This window comes from Litchfieldella rifensis (assembly GCF_042646605.1).
Lineage (GTDB): Bacteria > Pseudomonadota > Gammaproteobacteria > Pseudomonadales > Halomonadaceae > Litchfieldella > Litchfieldella rifensis.
Genome location: NZ_JBHRUG010000019.1, coordinates 217,255 through 233,608, shown reverse-complemented (window position 1 = coordinate 233,608; position 16,354 = coordinate 217,255). Strand labels below are relative to the sequence as shown.

Sequence of the window (16,354 nt, the reverse complement as noted above, 5' to 3'; positions counted from 1 at the left end):
CCATGACCCTTCGCGCCCATTTCCCCTACCAGTTCGACGGTCGCGGCCGCACCCGCGAGGACGATCACGCGGCGTGGATTCGCGGGCTGATCGAACAGGTGCTGTTCACCGCCCCGGGGGAGCGCGTCATGCGCCCGGACTTCGGCAGCGGCTTGCGCGAACTGGTGTTCGCGCCCAACAGCCCGGAACTCGCGGCCACCACCCAGGTTCTGGTGCAGGGCGCGCTGCAGCAATGGCTGGGCGACCTGATCGAGATCGAGGCGGTCGAGGTCGACGCCGTCGAGGCGCGCCTGTCGGTGACCGTGCAGTACCGCATCCGCAGCAGCGACAGCCGCCAGCGCGAGGCCTTCGTGCAGGGAGGCGTCGCATGATCTACACCTGCTGCGAGGAAAACCGCCGCCGGGCGGTGGCTGCCCATCCCACGCTCAACGGCATCGACTGGCTCGAGGTGCTCGACCTCGATGCCCCGGCCGGCAGCCCGCGCCAGCGCACGCTGATGATCCGGCTGCTCAAGGCGGTGCCGGGCGGCATCACGGCGGACAACCTGCGCATCGAAGGCGGCGAGCGCATCCGCCGCGTCGGCATCGAGTGGGTGGGCATCGCCAGCGCCCCGCCACCGGAGGCCAACGCCGCCGAGCAGGCCTTCTTCACCGCCCTGCCGGACGCCGACCAGATCCTGCTGGTGCGCACCGACAGCGAAGGCGACCACTCCACCTACCGCCTGCACCTGCAGCAAGGCAGCGGCAACCCGGCGCCACTGCCGGATTTCGACCCACGGCTCTCGGCCATCGACTTCGCCTTCAAGGTCGAATGCCCGAGCCCCTTCGACTGTGCCCCGCGCCTCGACTGCCCGGAAGAGCCCAAAGCGACGCCGGATCTCTCCTATCTCGCCCGGGATTATGCCAGCCTGCGCCGCCTGGTCATCGACCGGCTCAGCCACCAGATGCCGGGCTGGCGCGACCGCAGCCCCGCCGATCTGACCACCACGCTGGCCGAGCTGATCGCCTATGTCGGTGACCTGCAGCACTACCGGCTCGACGCGATCGGCACCGAGGCCTACCTGCACACCGCGCGCCGCCGCAGCAGCCTGCGACGCCACGCCCTGCTGGTCGACTACGCCATGCACGAAGGCTGCAATGCCCGCGCCTGGCTGCACGTCGAGGTCAACGGCGGCCCCTTCACGCTGCCCGAGGACCTGCGCTGCTACACTCGCGTGCCGGGCGTACCGCCGCGCGTGACGCCCGACTCGCCCGACGAGCGCGCCGCGCTGCAGGCCACGCCGATGGTGTTCGAGCCGCTGCTGCTGGACGCCTCGCCCCGCCCCACGCTGCGCCTCGAGCACAACGACTTCGGGTTCTACGCCTGGGGCGATGCCCGCTGCTGCCTCCCGGTCGGTGCCACCGCCGCCACCCTGCGCGGCCACTGGCCCGACCTGGCCCCCGGCGACGTGCTCGTCTTCCAGGAGGTGGTGGGGCCGCTCACCGGCCAGGCCGAGGATGCCGACCCGGCGCATCGTCACGCGCTGCGTCTCACTGCCGTGCGCGCCTTCGACGGCGCCGCGGCGCTCGTCGATCCGCTCGACGGTACCGAGATCACCGACATCCGCTGGCATCCGGATGACGCCCTACCCTTCCCGCTGTGCCTGTCGAGCGAGACCGACGCGGCCCACGGCGGTGCGTTCATCGACGACGTGAGCATCGCGCTGGGCAACAACATCCTGGTCGATCACGGCCGCAGCATCGAGGCCGAAGCGCTGGGCAACGTGCCCGAACCACGCCTGCAGTTTCCCGCCACCCCCGGCGATGCCTGCGCGCGCACCGCACCGGAACCACTGCCGCCGCGCTTCCGGCCGCTGCTGGCCGAAGCGCCGGTCACCCATCAGGGGACGGTGCTCAGGACACGTCTCGAGCATGGCCTGCGGCGTAGCGAACGGCTGCCTTTCGACCCCGAGGCCTCGGCCAGTGCCGCTTTCGCCTGGCACACCGCCGATGCCATCCCGGCGATCCGCCTGGAAAGCACGTCGGGCGCCGGCAGCGAGCACTGGGGCGCGCGCCGCGACCTGCTCGCCAGTCGCGCGACCGACCGGCACTTCGTCCTCGAAAGCGAGGACGACGGCAGCACCCGCCTGCGCTTCGGCGACGACCGGCATGGTCGCCGGCCCGATACCGGCACCGCCTTCACGGCCAGCTATCGCATCGGCAATGGCCCGGAGGGGAACGTGGGGGCCGACAGCATCGTCCATGCCGTCACCCTCGAAGGCCGTATCGAGCGAGTGGTCAATCCGCTGCCCGCCCGCGGCGGAGTGGCACGCGAGAACGCCGCCGAGGTGCGTCGCCACGCGCCCCATGCCTTCCGCACCCAGGAGCGTGCCGTGACCCCTGCCGACTACGCCGAGGTCAGCGAACGGCTCGGTGGCGTCCAGCGCGCCGCCGCCGGCCTGCGCTGGACGGGTAGCTGGCACACGGTGTTCGCCACCATCGACCGCGAAGGCGGCGAGCCCATCGATGCCGACTTCGCCGCCACGGCGATCGCCCATCTCGACCGCTACCGCATGGCCGGCCACGACCTGCGCATCAACGAGCCGGTGCATGTCTCGCTCGAGATCGACCTGCTGGTATGCGTCGACGCGGGCTACTTCCGCAGCGATGTGCGTCGGGGCCTGCTCGATGTGCTCGGCAGCCACACGCGGGCCGACGGCACGCTTGGCCTGTTCCATCCGGACAACTTCAGCTTCGCGCAGACCGTGTTCCTCAGTCCCCTCTATGCCGCCGCGCGCCAGGTGCCCGGCGTGGCCTCGGTGCAGGTCACGCGCTTCCATCGCCAGGGCCAGGAGGATGCCACGCCGCTGGCCGACGGTTTCATGCCGCTCGGCCGGCTGGAGATCGCCCGGCTGGACAACGATCCGAATTTCCCCGAGCACGGCGTGCTGCGCCTTGACCTGCACGGAGGCAAGTGATGAGCCCTGTCCGTTCCCAGACGCCCGACTGCCACTGCTGCTCCGGCATCGACGCCGCCACGCCGCGGCGCCTCGACAACCCGCCGGGGCTCGACGCCATCGCCTACCGCATCGGCCGCCATGGCGACTTCCTCGAGTCGATGCGGGCGCGCCTGTCGAGCGCCGACTACCCCGCGCTGGCGGCACTGACCACCCGCGAGGCCAGCGACGTGACCCTCGCGCTCAGCGACGCGCTGGCCAGTTCGCTCGAAGTGCTCGGCTTCTACACCGAGCGCATCGCCAACGAGCACTACCTGCGCACCGCCACCGAGCGTCTGTCGGTGCTGGAAATGGCGCGGCTGATCGGCTACGAACTGGCACCGGGCGTGGCCGCGAGCACGCACCTCGCCTTCACCCTGCAAGGCGTCCCCGGCGTGCCGGTCGAGCCCATCGAAATCCCTGTCGGCACCCGCGTCCAGAGCGTGCCCGGTCAAGACGAGCAGGCGCAGACCTTCGAAACCGTCACCGCAGTGCCCGCACGCCCCGACTGGAACGCGATACCGGTACAGACCGTCACCCCCTGGCGGCCACAGTCGGGCGACACGGCGCTGTGGCTCGATGGCGTGGCCACCCAGTTGCAGCCCGGCGATGCCATCCTCATCGTCGGCGCCGACCGCATGGACCAGCCCGGCAGTGAACACTGGGATGTGCGCGTGCTGGCCAGCGTCGAGCCCGATAACGCCAACGGCCGCACCCGCGTGCGCTGGGACCATCCACTCGGCAGCGCCTTCCCGTCCATGAGCCCGGCCAGTGTCGGGGTGCAGGTGCACGCCTTCCGCCAGCGCACCGCCCTGTTCGGCCACAATGCCCCCGACCCCAACCTGATGGGCAATGACGACTCCAACGTGGCCGCGCTGATCGACACCGACGTCGATCCCTGGCAATGGAAGCACTTCGCGATCGACCCCGACGCGATCGACCTGGACACCGACAACCCCAAGATCACCGCCGGCAGTTGGATCGCCCTGGTCTCCAACCAGGCCGGCCTGGGCAGCGCCGCGCTGCCCGGCTACACCGAGCTGTATCGCGCGAGCAAGGTCATGCACCGCAGCCGCAACGCCTTCGGGATCTCTGCCAAGGTCACGCGCATCACTCCCGATACCACGGAAAACCTCACGGCCAGCCGCTACCCGCTGCGCCGTACCCTGGTATTGGCCCACAGCGAACGGCTGGCCACGCTCGACACGCCGCTGGCCCACCCGGTGCATGGCGATGCCCTCACCCTCGGCCGGCGCGTGGAAGGCCTGCGGCCTGGCCAGCCGCTGGCCCTGCATGGTCGACGCCAGCGCATCGCCCTGGCACCACGCGCCATGGGGCTGTCGCTCGCCCTCGACGAGGGTGGCAGCACGGCGCTCGACGCGGGAGACGAACTGTTCCTGCTCGCCCCGGCCGCGCGCCTGTTCGGCACCACGCCGATCGCGCTCGCTGCCGAGACCTTCGCCGCGTCGCTCGGCCTGCCCCACGTCAACCTGCGACTCACCCTGCTCGATCGCGACGGGCGGCGTGGCACCCTCATCGCCAAGGGCAGCGATATCCGGCTCGCCGCCAGCACCGAGGATGATCCGAACGTGACGGAAATCGCCTATATCGATACCGCACACGACCCGATCATCCACGACCGCGACCACAGCCACCTCAAGCTGCAGGCGCCGTTGCAGCACGTCTATGCGCGCGCCACGCTGCGCCTCAACGCCAATGTCGCCCCCGCCACCCATGGCGAAACCGTCGAAGCCCTCCTCGGCGGCGGCGACGGCAGCATGCCCAACCAGCGCTTCACCCTGAACCAGTCGCCTTTGACCTTCGTCAGTGCCAGCACGCCGAGCGGGCGCGCCTCCACGCTGGAAGTGCGCGTCAACGATGTGCTGTGGTCCGAGGTGCCCACCCTCTACCGGGCGGCGCCCGATGCGCGCCGCTACGAGACGTCGCAGGACGACGCCGGGCACACCAGCGTGCGGTTCGGTGACGGACAAGAAGGCGCCCGCCTGCCCAGCGGCGAGAGCAACGTGCGGGTGCGCTATCGCAAGGGCCTGGGCGCAGCGGGCAACCTCGACGCCGGCAAGCTCACCACCCTGCTCTCGCGCCCGCTGGGGGTGAGCGAGGCCACCAACCCGGCCCCGGCCACCGGCGGCGAGGACGCCGAACCCCTCGACCGCGCCCGCGACAACGCGCCGCTCACCGTGCTCACGCTGGAGCGCGCGGTGTCGATCGAGGACTACGCCGACTTCGCCCGCACCTTTGCCGGCATCGACAAGGCGCACGCACTGTGGATTCCGGCCGGCCCGGCACGCGGGGTCTTCCTCACCATCGCCGGCGGGGATGGTGCCGTGGTGCCCGAAGCGAGCGACACCTTTGTCCACCTGAGCGACGCCCTCGCCCGCTATGGTGATCCCCTGGTGCCGCTGCGCCTGATCAACTACCGCGACGCGCGCTTCCGCTGCCGGCTAGCGGTCAAGGTGCAGGAGGCGTTCGAGCCCGACACCGTGCTCGACGCGGTGGCGACCGCACTGCGCGTGCACTTCGGCTTCGCGCGCCGCACCTTCGGCCAGACCGTGTCGGTGGATGAAGTGGCCGCCGTGGCCCAGGCCGCCAGGGGCGTGGAGGCGGTGCACGTCACCCGGTTGCACCGGTTCGACCAGGCGCCGGCCGTGGTACCGCGCCTGGTCGCCAGCCTGCCCGTGGCCTCATTGACCGGCCTGCCACAGGCCGCCGAGCTGCTCACGCTGGCGGACGATTCCCTCGAACTGGAGGTGCTGCCGTGAGCGTCGATGCCCAGGCGTTGTTCGCGTTGCTGCCGGCGATCCATCGCATCCGCGATGCCGAACTGGCACAGGCCAGCGGCCTGCCGCGCGGCCCGCTGGAGGAGTTCATCGCGGTGCTCGCCGAGCAGCTCGACGTGGCCGAGGAGAGCCTCGACCAGTTGCATGACGACCTGTTCATCGAAACCTGCGCGGACTGGGTGGTGCCCTACCTCGGCGACCTGATCGGCTACCGCAGCCTGCACCAGGTGGCCCGGGTGGCCAGCCCGCGTGCCGAGGTGGCGCACACCATCGCGCTGCGCCGGCGCAAGGGCACCGTGCTGGTGCTCGAGCAGCTCGCCCGCGATGTCACGGGCTGGGACGCCCGGGCGGTCGAATACTTCCAGCGCCTCTGTACCACCCAGTACATGAACCACCCCCGGCCGCACAACCGGCAATCGCCCGACCTGCGCCGCAGCGAGCCGCTCGAATGGCTCGGCACCGCGTTCGAGACGGCCAACCGCACGGTGGACGTGCGGCGCATCGAGTCCGGCCGTGGCCGCCACAACATCCCCAATATCGGCCTGCACCTGTGGCGTATCCAGGCCTACCCGCATCGCGAGTCGTCCACCGTCCGCGATGGCACGCGGCGCTATCGGGCCAGCCCGCTCAACCACGACCTGCCGCTGTACAACCGCCCCGTCGCGGAGGACGACATCACCCATCTGGCGGAGCCGGACAACGTGCCCTGGCCACTGTCACGCCGCCGCCTGCATGCCCACCTGGCCCGCCATTATGGCGAACGGGCCAGCGCCGGGGCCGCGCTCGACAATCCCCAGCCGAGCCTCATCCTCACGGTGGACGGCATGCCGATCGAGCGCGACCAGGTGCACATCTGCAACCTCGCCGACGACGCCGGCGGTTGGGCCCACACCCCACCGCCCGACGGCGTCTATGCCATCGACCCGGTACTCGGTCGCATCGCCCTGCCCCCGGACGCGCCCGACCCCGCCGAGGTCCGCCTCACCTGGCACGAGGGGTTCAGCGCCGACATCGGCGGTGGCGAATACGAACGCGGCGAGAGCCTGCCCACTCCGCCCGACCCCGCCAACGTGGCGCGTGTGCCGGACGACCACCCGACCCTCGCCGCGGCGCTTACCGCCATCGCCGGCAACGGCGTGATCGAGATCACCGACAGTCGCCGCTACGTCGAGGCGCTGACCATCGAGATAGTGGCGGCCGGCAGTGTGGAGATTCGAGCCGCCAATGGTCGCCGCCCGGCGCTCGACCTGAGTGGGCTGACCATCAGCGGCGGCGAGCACGCCGCCTGCACGCTCAATGGCCTGTTGATCAGCGGCGCCCCGCTGGACGTCCCCGACGCCGCCGGCAATGCCCTGGCACGACTCGACCTGCGCCACTGCACGCTGGTGCCGGGCATCGCGCTCCACCCCGACGGCTCTCCCGTGCAGCCCACGCTACCCAGCCTGCAACTCGCCCTCGCCGGCTTGGAAACCACACTGGAACGCTGCATTGTCGGCGGCATTCGCAGCCATGAACGTGCCAGCCTCACCGCCAGCGACAGCCTGATCGATGCCACGGCCAGCGACGGCGTGGCCTTTGCCGCCCTGGACGCCACCGCCCCCGGCGCGGCCCTGTCGCTCAGCGCTTGCACGGTGGTCGGCAAGGTGCACACCCGGGAGGTGGGACTGATCTCCAACAGCATCCTGCTCGCCACGCTGGCCACTGGCGATGGCTGGGCCGCACCGGTACGCGCAGCGCGCAAGCAGGTCGGCTGCGTACGCTTCTCGTGGCTGCCGCATGACGCCATCGTGCCGGCACGCCACCGCTGCCAGCCGGCTTCGCCACAGGCGGCAGGGCGCATCGCACCGCGCTTCACCTCGCTGCACTACGGCACGCCGGCCTACGGCCAGCTCACCACCGCCACCCCCGTCGAAATCCTGCGCGGCGCCGACGACGAGAGCGAAATGGGCGTGTTCCACCACCTCCATGGCGCCCAGCGCGAAACCAACCTGCGCATCCGTCTCGCCGAGTACCTGCGGGTGAGTCTGCGCGCCGGGATCTTCTACGAATCGTGAAGGAGCACGCATCATGAGCTTCGATCTGAGCCGCATCCGCTTCGACGCCCGCAAGGATTTCCTCGGCGTCGTCATGCAGCAGGGCCGCGTCCAGCTGGACGCCGACTGGAACGAATGGGGCGCCCAGCTCGCACGCCGCCTGCAGGCCGGCACGCTGGATACCTTCGGCGGCGACCCGGGGAGTGGTATCGTGCCGCGAATCACGCCGGATGGCTTCCGCATCGCGGCCAGCGGTGGCGGACTCACCATCGGCGCGGGCCGGGTCTATGTCGACGGGCTCCTGGCGGAAAACCATGGCGGCGCGCCCGAGGCCTGGGAGCCGCGCCTCGCCGAGTCGACCGGCACCACACCGCTCGATTACAACGCCCAACCCTATTATCCCGAGCCGCCCGCGCTGCCCGACGGCGGCCCGCACCTGGTGTATCTGGATGTGTGGCAGCGCGATGTCACCCCCCTGCAGGAGCCCGACCTCATCGAAAAGGCCGTCGGCATCGACACCACCGGCCGGCGCCAGACCGTCTGGCAGGTCAAGGTGCTGCCCGAGGTGGGCAGTATCGCCTGCGCCACGGCGGACGAGGATATTCCGGGCTGGCAGGAAGTCACGGCGCCTTCGGCGGCACGGCTGACCACCGCCATCGGCGAGCCCAGCTTCGATCCCGACCCCTGCCAGGTGCCGCCGGCCGCGGGCTATCGCGGGCTGGAGAATCAGCTCTACCGCGTGGAGGTGCACAGCGGCGGCCCGCTGGGGACGGCCACCTTCAAGTGGTCACGCGACAATGCCACGGTGGCCTCGCGCGTCACCCATATCAACCCGGCCCGCGATCGCGTCACGGTCGAGAGCATCGGCCGCGACGACCTGCTGCGCTTCCATGACGGCGACTGGGTGGAGGTGACCGACGACTGGCGCGAGCTGAACGGCCTGCCCGGCGAACTGCGCCGCCTCCGCGTCGCCGGTGGCGTGGACGAAACCGCCCGTACCCTGGAATTCGAGTCGCCGCTGTCCGCCGGCCTGTTTCCCACCGACGCCCAGCAGGCCACCGACGCCTCGCGCAACACGCGCGTGCGCCGCTGGGACCAGTCCGGCCAGGTGCGACGCGAGGACGGCACCGCGGTGCAGGATCTCGACGATGCCGCCAGCGCGGGTGACATCGTCATCCCCGCCGCCGGCACCCGCCTGTTCCTCGAACACGGCATCCTCGTCGACTTCGCCCTCGCCCCGGCCGGCGGTGACTTCAAGAGCGGCGACTACTGGGTGTTTGCCGCGCGCAGCGTCGATGCCACCATCGAGTTCCTCGACGACGCGCCACCACTGGGTGTCCACCATCACTACGCGCGCCTGGCCGTCGTCACCTTCCCCGATACCGAGACCGACTGCCGCGTGCTGTGGCCACCGATCTTCGAGGGCGAAGGCTGCGACTGCAGCATTTGCGTCAGCGCTGAAGGACACAACGGCGGCACCGCCACGCTGCAACAGGCCATCGACAGCATCAAGGACATCGGCGGCACCGTCTGTCTGGGCATCGGCAGCTACGACATCGCCGCCCCGCTCGACCTCGATGGCGCCCGCTCGCTGCGCATCCGCGGCCAGGGCTGGGGCACGCTGCTGATCGGCAGCCAGCCCGGCAGCCTCGTCGAGATCGCCGACAGCACCGGCGTGGCGCTGGAAAACCTCACCCTGATCGGCTCGAGCAGTGAGGCGGGTGTCACCAGCGTCATCGGCGCGCGCAATGTCATCGACCTGCGCCTCGAGCACCTCAACGTGCTGGGGCTGGCCGTGGGCGACAACACGAGCGTGGGCATCGGCCTGAGCGGCAACCTGCTCGGCGTGAGCATTGCCGACTGCGCCCTCGTGGCCGAACGCGGCATCGCCAACGTGGCGAGCGGCGACCGCAACCATGTGCTCACCGGGGAGTTGCGCGCCACACGCAACCTCTTCTTCTGCAGCCAGCGGGCGGTGAGCCTCGACGGCACCAGCCTGCACTACGGCAACACGCGCATCGAGGGCAACCTGATGCTGGGGGGCAACCAGGCCGCCATCGTCGCCACCGGTGCCGTGCTGCCTGGCTCGCCGATGGCCATCGCCGACAACGTCATCTACACCGCGGGACACGGCATTCGCGCCGGCGTGGATGGGCTGACCATCGAGCGCAACGAGATCGCCGGCAGCGGTAGCCGCAGCGGAGACGGCATCGTGCTCGAGGAGGGGCTCGACCCGGTGGCGCTGGATCACGCGCGCATCCGCGGCAATCGCCTGCTGGCCCTGCAGGGCAACGCCATCGTCATCAGTCACCGGATCGAGCTGGCGATCGTGGCCGACAACATGATCGACGGCATGGGGCTGGGGGCGCTGGTGATGGGCGGCAGCGCCAGCAGCGGACATCTGAGCTTCACCGGCAACCGCTGCCTCAACCTCGGCCAGGCGCTGGACGACGCCGACACCGCCTTCGCCGGCGTGCAACTGATCCGCGTCCAGCGCGGCGACGTCCTCGACAACATGATCGCCCATGTCGCGCGACAGGCCATCGCCAGCCCCGGCATCGATGCCCTGCGTGCCGGCGCCGTCGGCCAGCTGCGCCTGGCCGGCAACCGCTTCTACGGCATCGGGCCCGACCGCATCAGCGCCCCCGTCAGCGCAGCCCGCCTGCTGCCCCCCTTCGACCGGATGGCCGTTGACGACAACAGCATCGAACGCCTCGCGGACGACGACCAACAGCCCAACGTCATCGAATGGCGCGCCATCGACATTGCGCCGGAACGCCTCGGCGCGGTCACCCACTACGCCGCCGCCAACGTCTTCGCCGCCGAGAACGCCGCCTATCTGCTCACCGCCACAGCCGCCATCGCCCTGCCTCTGCGACGCGCGAACGTGTCCATTCGCGGCAACCAGTTGCGCGGCCACCTCACCGATGTTGCGCTCAACCAGTGCGCGGCGGTCGATCACTGCCTGTTCGCCGACAACCACTGCGAAGTGGTAGGCGAAGGCGGCAGGGAACCGCTACTCGGCCAACTCGCCGCGCGCACCCTCAACGCCAGCAACAACCGGCTCATCGCCCTGGGCGATCTCGACACCCTGCATCTGCACCCACAGGTCGAGCAAGCCATCGTCATGGGCAACACCAGCACCGGCAACATCCGCGTGCAAGGCGGTGCCCCCGTTCCGGCCGACATCAACCTGACCAACATTTTCGGGGTTTGAAGGAGACCTGCCATGCCCATCGCCACCTTTCGCGGCGAGCGCACCGTCGCCGAGATCGTCGACAAATTGTACGTCAAGCTGACGCCTCGCCAGCGCGAGACGGCCGAAGCCGCGATCCTCAAGGCCAACCCGCAGCTGCGCGACATCCGCAACCTGCGCGAAGGCGCCATCCTGCACGTCCCCGATCTTCCCAGACTGCGCGCCAAGGCCCGGACCGCCCGCCATCTGGAAAACCCCATCTCCCAAGTCACCACCCGCCTGGCCGACGATCTCGGCGGCTACAGCCAACACCTGGCCGAGCGAGTCAAGGCCGATCAGCAAGCCACGAAGACGCAGATCACGCTGCTCAAGAGTGCCAAGTTCAAGGCAGCACTGGCCAATGCCCCCCACCTGCGGGAACTGACAACCCAGGCCACCCGAGCCCTGGAAGGCCGCAGCAAGGTGCTCAAGGAACGGCAGGGAGCGCTCGAGGCATCGATCAAACGGGCCCTGGCCGACCTTGAGGAGATGAAGAAATGAAACGATGAGGCGGACACCCCGACCGGCCATCGCGCGCCTTACGATGTTGGCCGGAGTTTCAGGGTGGTGCGCCGCTCGTGGTAGGCGATCGCCAGGCCGCTGGCGATGATCACCAGGGTGCCGATATAGACCCACAGATCCGGCACCTCGTCCCAGAACCACCAGCCCAGCAGCACCGCCCAGAGCATGGCGGTGTAGTCGAAGGGTGCCGCCAGCGCGGCGGGGGCATGGCGGAACGCCAGCGTGATACAGGCCATGGCGCCGACACCGAAGATCCCTGCGCCGAGGAAGCCCAGCCAGTGCCAAGGCCAGGGCGTCTGCCACACCCACGGCAGCAGCGCGGCGGTGACCAATAGCGGCACCAGGGTGACGTAGAACACCATCGCCCACAGGTACTCGCGCACCCCGTAGCGGCGCGCGGTGATCATCAGCAGCGCATAGAACACCGCCGCCCCCACCACCACCAAGGCGCCAGGCTGAAAACCTGCCGCACCGGGGCGTACCACGATCAGCACGCCCAGGAAACCGACGATGGCCGCCGCCAGCGGCAGGCGCTCGACCTTCTCGCCGAGCAGCGGCACCGACAGCAGGGTGACGAACAACGGCGCGGCGAAGGCGATGGCGGTGGTCTCGGCCAGCGGCAGCAGCGTCAGACCGAACACGAAACACAGCATGGTGCCGGTGGCGATCAGCCCGCGAACCAGGTGTACCCCCGGGCGCCGGGTGGTGAGCTTGCGCAGCCCGCCGTTGAAGTGCGCGATCAGCCCGATCAACGGCAACGAGATCAGGGTGCGGAAGAAGATGATCTGGATCGGCGAATGCACTTCGCCCAGCCACTTGGAGATGGCGTCGCCCACCGACAGGCAGAACACCCCGGCGCACATCCATAGAATTCCCCGCAACGACGCTGACATCGACACCTCCCAACCATATACCGACCCTCTAACATAACTGACTCCGCGGCCCCGGGCGATGCCGATAACGCGCCCGTTGGGTTTCAGGCACAACCCACACCGGGCCTGGCGCATGGTTTAATGGGAGAAGTAGGGGGAAACCGTGCCTAGAGGGAACACGACCATGACGGATCATTCAGTTCGCGACCTGGAGACCGGCTCGGCCGAACGCTTACATCAGTCGGAATTGACCCGCAGGGCGCTACGCCTGACGCCCGAGGATGGCATCGTCCGGTCCGCCATCGCTCCGCTTTCGCTGATCCGCGTCAGCAAGACGACGCCCCCCATGCCGTGCGTCACCGAGCCCAGCCTGTTCGTGGCGATACAGGGCCGCAAGCGCATGGAACTGGCCAGCCAGGCGTTCATCTACGATCCGCTCCACTATCTGGTCGTCTCCCTCGCCCTGCCGGTCACCGGCCAGATCATCGAGGCCAGCCCGCAGGCACCCTATCTGTGCGCGCGGCTCGACATCGATCTCGCCATGCTCGGTGAGCTGCTCCTCGAGTACGATCCGGGCGAGCCGGCGAACGACAGCGACGAGCGCCGCGGCCTGTTCGTCGCGCGCATGTCCGATTCGTTGATCGATGCGATACTGCGCCTGGTGCGTCTGCTGGATACGCCGCACGACATTCCGGCGCTGGCGCCGCTGATACTGCGCGAGATCCATTACCGGGTACTGTGCGGCGAATTGGGGCATCGCTTGCGCGATCTCGCCGGCATCAATGGGCAGGGCAAATCCATCGTCGAGGTCATACAGCTACTCAAGTCGCGCTACGCCGAGCCATTGCGTATCGAGGACCTGGCAGCGGCGGTGCATATGAGCCCGTCCACGCTCCACCATCGCTTCAAGGGCCTGACGTCGATGTCGCCGCTACAGTTCCAGAAGCAACTGCGCCTGCACGAGGCACGCCGGCTGATGCTGAGCGAGGGGCTGAACGCCGCGACGGCCAGCCATCGGGTCGGCTACAACAGCCCTTCTCAATTCAGCCGCGAATATCGTCGCCTGTTCGGCGCGCCGCCCTACCAGGAAATTGCCCAGCAACGGGAAGTGACCACGGGGAATATGCTGGCCAGCCAGGCGTGGTAGTGCTCAGAGCCGCTGCCGCGGCTTGCCATGGTAGACGCGCACGATATCGGCCATGACCGCCAAGGCGATCTCGGCGGGGGTCTTGCTGCCGATATCGAGGCCGATCGGCATATGGATGCGCGCGATCTCCTCGCTGCTGAGTCCACCCGAGCGCAGCAAGCGTTCGGCGCGTGCCGCGGAGGTCTGGCGCGAGCCCATCGCGCCGATATAGAACGCCGGGGTGCGCAGCGCCTCGATCATGGCCAGGTCATCGATACGCGGATCGTGGGTCAGCGCCACCACGGCCGTCGAGGCGTGGCAGCCTTCGCCGGCGAGGTACAGCGACGGCAGCACCGGACGTAGCTCGACATCCGCGACGGGGAAGGCCTCGATCTCCTCCTCGCGCGGATCGCAGACCACGACCTCGAAGCCCAGGGTACGGGCGAACTCGGCACACGCGACCGAGACCGGCGACACCCCCGCGATGACCAGCCTCAACGAGGGGCCTATGCGGATTCGCACACGCTCGCTCTCGCGCTCGACGCGCGGTCGCTCCTGGTCACGGCTGCCACTGCCCGGCGTGTCGTCGGTCAGCAGGTCGACCTCGCCTGTCGCCAGGTCGACCTCGCGAACCAACCGCCGCTGGCCGTGCAGCGCCTCCTGCAACGCGGTCAGGTGCCGCCACGTGTCCGGCGTTGCCGGCAAGCGCTCGATCAGTACCTCGAGGATGCCGCCGCAGGGCAGCTTCAGGCGCTGTTGATCGTCCGACGATTCGCCATAGCGAATCACCTGCAAGGGCTCCTGGAATTCGCCGGCCTGGAGCCGCGACAGGAAGTCCTCTTCGACGCAGCCCCCCGAGAGCGAGCCGGCACAGCGCCCATCCCGACGCGCTACCAGCAACGACCCCGGCGCGCGGGGAGACGAGCCATAGGTCGCCAGTACCGTGCACAGCCACACGGTTTCGCCCGCACGGCTCCAGCGAACGCCACTTTCCATCACTTCGAGATCGAGTTGTTGCATGGTTTCCGAATCCATCGACGGCCCGGCCTGCATGGAATGACAGTGCCAGGCCGTCAGTTGACACTAACGCTAGACTGAGAGGCGTTGAGCGAACGGCATCTTGCGCAACCGCTCGCCGCTCGCATCGAAGAGCGCATTGGCGACGGCCGGGGCAAGCGGTGGCACGCCCGGCTCGCCGACCCCGGTGGGGGCTTCGGACGACGGCACGATGTGCACCTCCACCGCCGGCATCTCATTGATGCGCAACACCTGATAGTCATTGAAATTGGACTGCTGCACGATCCCCTCCTCCAGGGTGATCTCCCCATGCAGCGCGGCCGCCAGAGCGAAGCCGATCCCGCCCTCCATCTGCGCCTTGATCACATCCGGATTGACGGCGACGCCGCAATCCACCGCACACACGACCCGGTCGACGCGGTAGCTGCCATCCTGCGTGACCGTGACCTCGGCGACTTGAGCGACGAAGGAGTTGAAGGACTCATGCACGGCGACCCCGCGACCTCGGCGTGTGCCCTCAGGCCCCGACTCGAGCGGCTGGTCCCAACCAGCCTTCTCCGCCACTAGATCCAATACCCCCCGGTGGCGGGGATGCTGGCTCAGCAGCGCGCGGCGGAATGTCACCGGATCCTGGTCGGCGGCGACCGCGGCTTCATCGATCAGGCACTCCGTGGAGAACGCCGTATGCGTATGCCCCACCGAGCGCCACCACTGGATCGGCACGCCGATATCCTCCGGGGTATGCAGCTCAACCTGCAGGTTGGGCACGTCGTAGGCCAGGTTCGCAGCGCCCTCGACCGAGGTCGCGTCGACGCCATCCTGGACCATGAAGGACTCCAGGGGGGTACCCATCATGATCGACTGGCCGACGAGGCGTTGGTGCCAGGCGATCAACCGACCGTCCGCATCGAGCGCCAGGCGTCCGCGGTGGAAATTCATCGGCCGGTAATGACCGCCGCGGGTATCGTCCTCACGCATCCAGACCATCTTGACGGGAGCATCGATCCCCTGCTCCCGCGCCGCCTTGGCGATGGAAACCGCCTCCAGCACGAAATCCGAATGGGGATTGGCACGGCGGCCGAAGCTGCCTCCCGCGTACAGTTGCGTCAGGCTGACGTTTTCCGGGGCGATGCCCAACAGCTCCGCCACCATCTGCTGGTCCATGGACTGCCACTGCTCACCGTTCCAGATATCGCAGCGCTCGTCGCCCAGTTGGACCAGGCAGTTCATCGGCTCCATGGCGGCATGGGCGAGGTAGGGAAACTCGTAGTCGGCCTCGATCAGGGTCGCCGGTTCGGCGAGCGCCGTGGCCACGTCGCCACGTTGCGCCGCCATCGCCCCCTCCTGCTCGGCCAGTTCGCGGTAGCGCGCCATGATCTCGTCGCTGCCCAACGAGAAGGCCTGACTTTCGTCCCACTCTATCTCCAGCGCATCGCGCCCCTGACTCGCCGCCCAGGTGTTTTCCGCCAGCACCGCCACGCCCTCGAAGCGCTGCGGGCCGCCGGCGAACCGCACGACATCGACGACACCGGGCACCTCCCTGGCCTTGGCGTCGTCGAAGCTCTCGACGCGGGCACCGAAGCGGCGCGGGTGTGCCGCCACCGCCACCAGCATGCCGGGCAGGGTGAAGTCCTGGGTAAAGACGGCACTGCCGTCGGTCTTGCTTGCACTATCTGTACGCGGTGTATTCAGTGTCCCGATCAAGGTGAAATTCTCGGGGTCCTTGAGCGTAACCTCCTGCGGCACCGGCTGCTGGGCAGCCGCTTCGGCTAGTTCA

General features: G+C 69.0%; 10 protein-coding genes. 7 read left to right on the top strand and 3 right to left on the bottom strand.

Annotated features, from left to right (window positions below; genetic code table 11):
* Positions 1-2 precede the first annotated feature (2 nt).
* Genes ACFOEV_RS10425 through ACFOEV_RS10400 form a run of 6 tightly spaced genes read left to right on the top strand, consistent with a single transcriptional unit; the run spans position 3 to position 11,541 of the window.
* Positions 3-371 carry a GPW/gp25 family protein gene (locus tag ACFOEV_RS10425; RefSeq protein WP_386773578.1) on the top strand — a complete coding sequence of 123 codons (369 nt, stop codon included), beginning with the start codon at positions 3-5 and terminating at the stop codon, positions 369-371.
* Complete coding sequence (locus tag ACFOEV_RS10420; protein ID WP_386773576.1) at positions 368-2,956, top strand: putative baseplate assembly protein; 2,589 nt, start codon at positions 368-370, stop codon at positions 2,954-2,956. Before ACFOEV_RS10425 ends, ACFOEV_RS10420 begins: the two co-directional genes overlap by 4 nt.
* Entirely contained in the window at positions 2,956-5,754 is a 2,799-nt protein-coding gene (locus tag ACFOEV_RS10415; RefSeq protein ID WP_386773574.1) for a putative baseplate assembly protein, read from the top strand. The genes ACFOEV_RS10420 and ACFOEV_RS10415 overlap by 1 nt, the downstream gene beginning before the upstream one ends.
* Positions 5,751-7,826 (top strand): hypothetical protein, encoded by a 2,076-nt coding sequence (locus ACFOEV_RS10410; RefSeq protein ID WP_386773572.1) that lies wholly within the window; start codon positions 5,751-5,753, stop codon positions 7,824-7,826. Before ACFOEV_RS10415 ends, ACFOEV_RS10410 begins: the two co-directional genes overlap by 4 nt.
* Before the next feature lie 13 nt (positions 7,827-7,839).
* Complete coding sequence (locus ACFOEV_RS10405; protein ID WP_386773570.1) at positions 7,840-11,022, top strand: DUF6519 domain-containing protein; 3,183 nt, start codon at positions 7,840-7,842, stop codon at positions 11,020-11,022.
* Between the two features lie 12 nt (positions 11,023-11,034).
* The gene (locus tag ACFOEV_RS10400; protein ID WP_386773568.1) at positions 11,035-11,541 is read left to right on the top strand and encodes a hypothetical protein; all 507 of its coding nucleotides are present in this window, start codon (positions 11,035-11,037) and stop codon (positions 11,539-11,541) included.
* Positions 11,542-11,579: 38 nt separating this feature from the next.
* Here ACFOEV_RS10400 and ACFOEV_RS10395 read toward each other — a convergent pair whose 3' ends face one another.
* Complete coding sequence (locus ACFOEV_RS10395) at positions 11,580-12,455, bottom strand: DMT family transporter (protein ID WP_386773566.1); 876 nt, start codon at positions 12,453-12,455, stop codon at positions 11,580-11,582.
* Positions 12,456-12,618: 163 nt separating this feature from the next.
* Between ACFOEV_RS10395 and ACFOEV_RS10390 the strand changes: the two genes are divergently transcribed.
* On the top strand, positions 12,619-13,581 hold the full coding sequence (locus ACFOEV_RS10390; RefSeq protein ID WP_386773564.1) for an AraC family transcriptional regulator: 963 nt from the start codon (positions 12,619-12,621) through the stop codon (positions 13,579-13,581).
* Between the two features lie 3 nt (positions 13,582-13,584).
* On the opposite strand, the gene ACFOEV_RS10385 is transcribed toward ACFOEV_RS10390, so the two are convergent.
* Both ACFOEV_RS10385 and ACFOEV_RS10380 read right to left on the bottom strand, forming a co-directional pair.
* The gene (locus ACFOEV_RS10385) at positions 13,585-14,580 is read right to left on the bottom strand and encodes an XdhC family protein (RefSeq protein WP_386773562.1); all 996 of its coding nucleotides are present in this window, start codon (positions 14,578-14,580) and stop codon (positions 13,585-13,587) included.
* 69 nt (positions 14,581-14,649) lie between these two features.
* On the bottom strand, positions 14,650-16,354 hold a 1,705-nt coding region (locus ACFOEV_RS10380), incomplete at its 5' end, for a xanthine dehydrogenase family protein molybdopterin-binding subunit (RefSeq protein ID WP_386773557.1).

Excerpts from the sequence above, each read along its gene's own strand:
- ACFOEV_RS10400 (WP_386773568.1), top strand. The coding sequence starts at position 11,035 with ATGCCCATCGCCACCTTTCGCGGCGAGCGCACCGTCGCCGAGATCGTC.
- ACFOEV_RS10415 (WP_386773574.1), top strand. The coding sequence starts at position 2,956 with ATGAGCCCTGTCCGTTCCCAGACGCCCGACTGCCACTGCTGCTCCGGC.
- ACFOEV_RS10385 (WP_386773562.1), bottom strand. The coding sequence starts at position 14,580 with ATGCAACAACTCGATCTCGAAGTGATGGAAAGTGGCGTTCGCTGGAGC.
- ACFOEV_RS10405 (WP_386773570.1), top strand. The coding sequence starts at position 7,840 with ATGAGCTTCGATCTGAGCCGCATCCGCTTCGACGCCCGCAAGGATTTC.
- ACFOEV_RS10425 (WP_386773578.1), top strand. The coding sequence starts at position 3 with ATGACCCTTCGCGCCCATTTCCCCTACCAGTTCGACGGTCGCGGCCGC.
- ACFOEV_RS10420 (WP_386773576.1), top strand. The coding sequence starts at position 368 with ATGATCTACACCTGCTGCGAGGAAAACCGCCGCCGGGCGGTGGCTGCC.
- ACFOEV_RS10390 (WP_386773564.1), top strand. The coding sequence starts at position 12,619 with ATGACGGATCATTCAGTTCGCGACCTGGAGACCGGCTCGGCCGAACGC.
- ACFOEV_RS10395 (WP_386773566.1), bottom strand. The coding sequence starts at position 12,455 with ATGTCAGCGTCGTTGCGGGGAATTCTATGGATGTGCGCCGGGGTGTTC.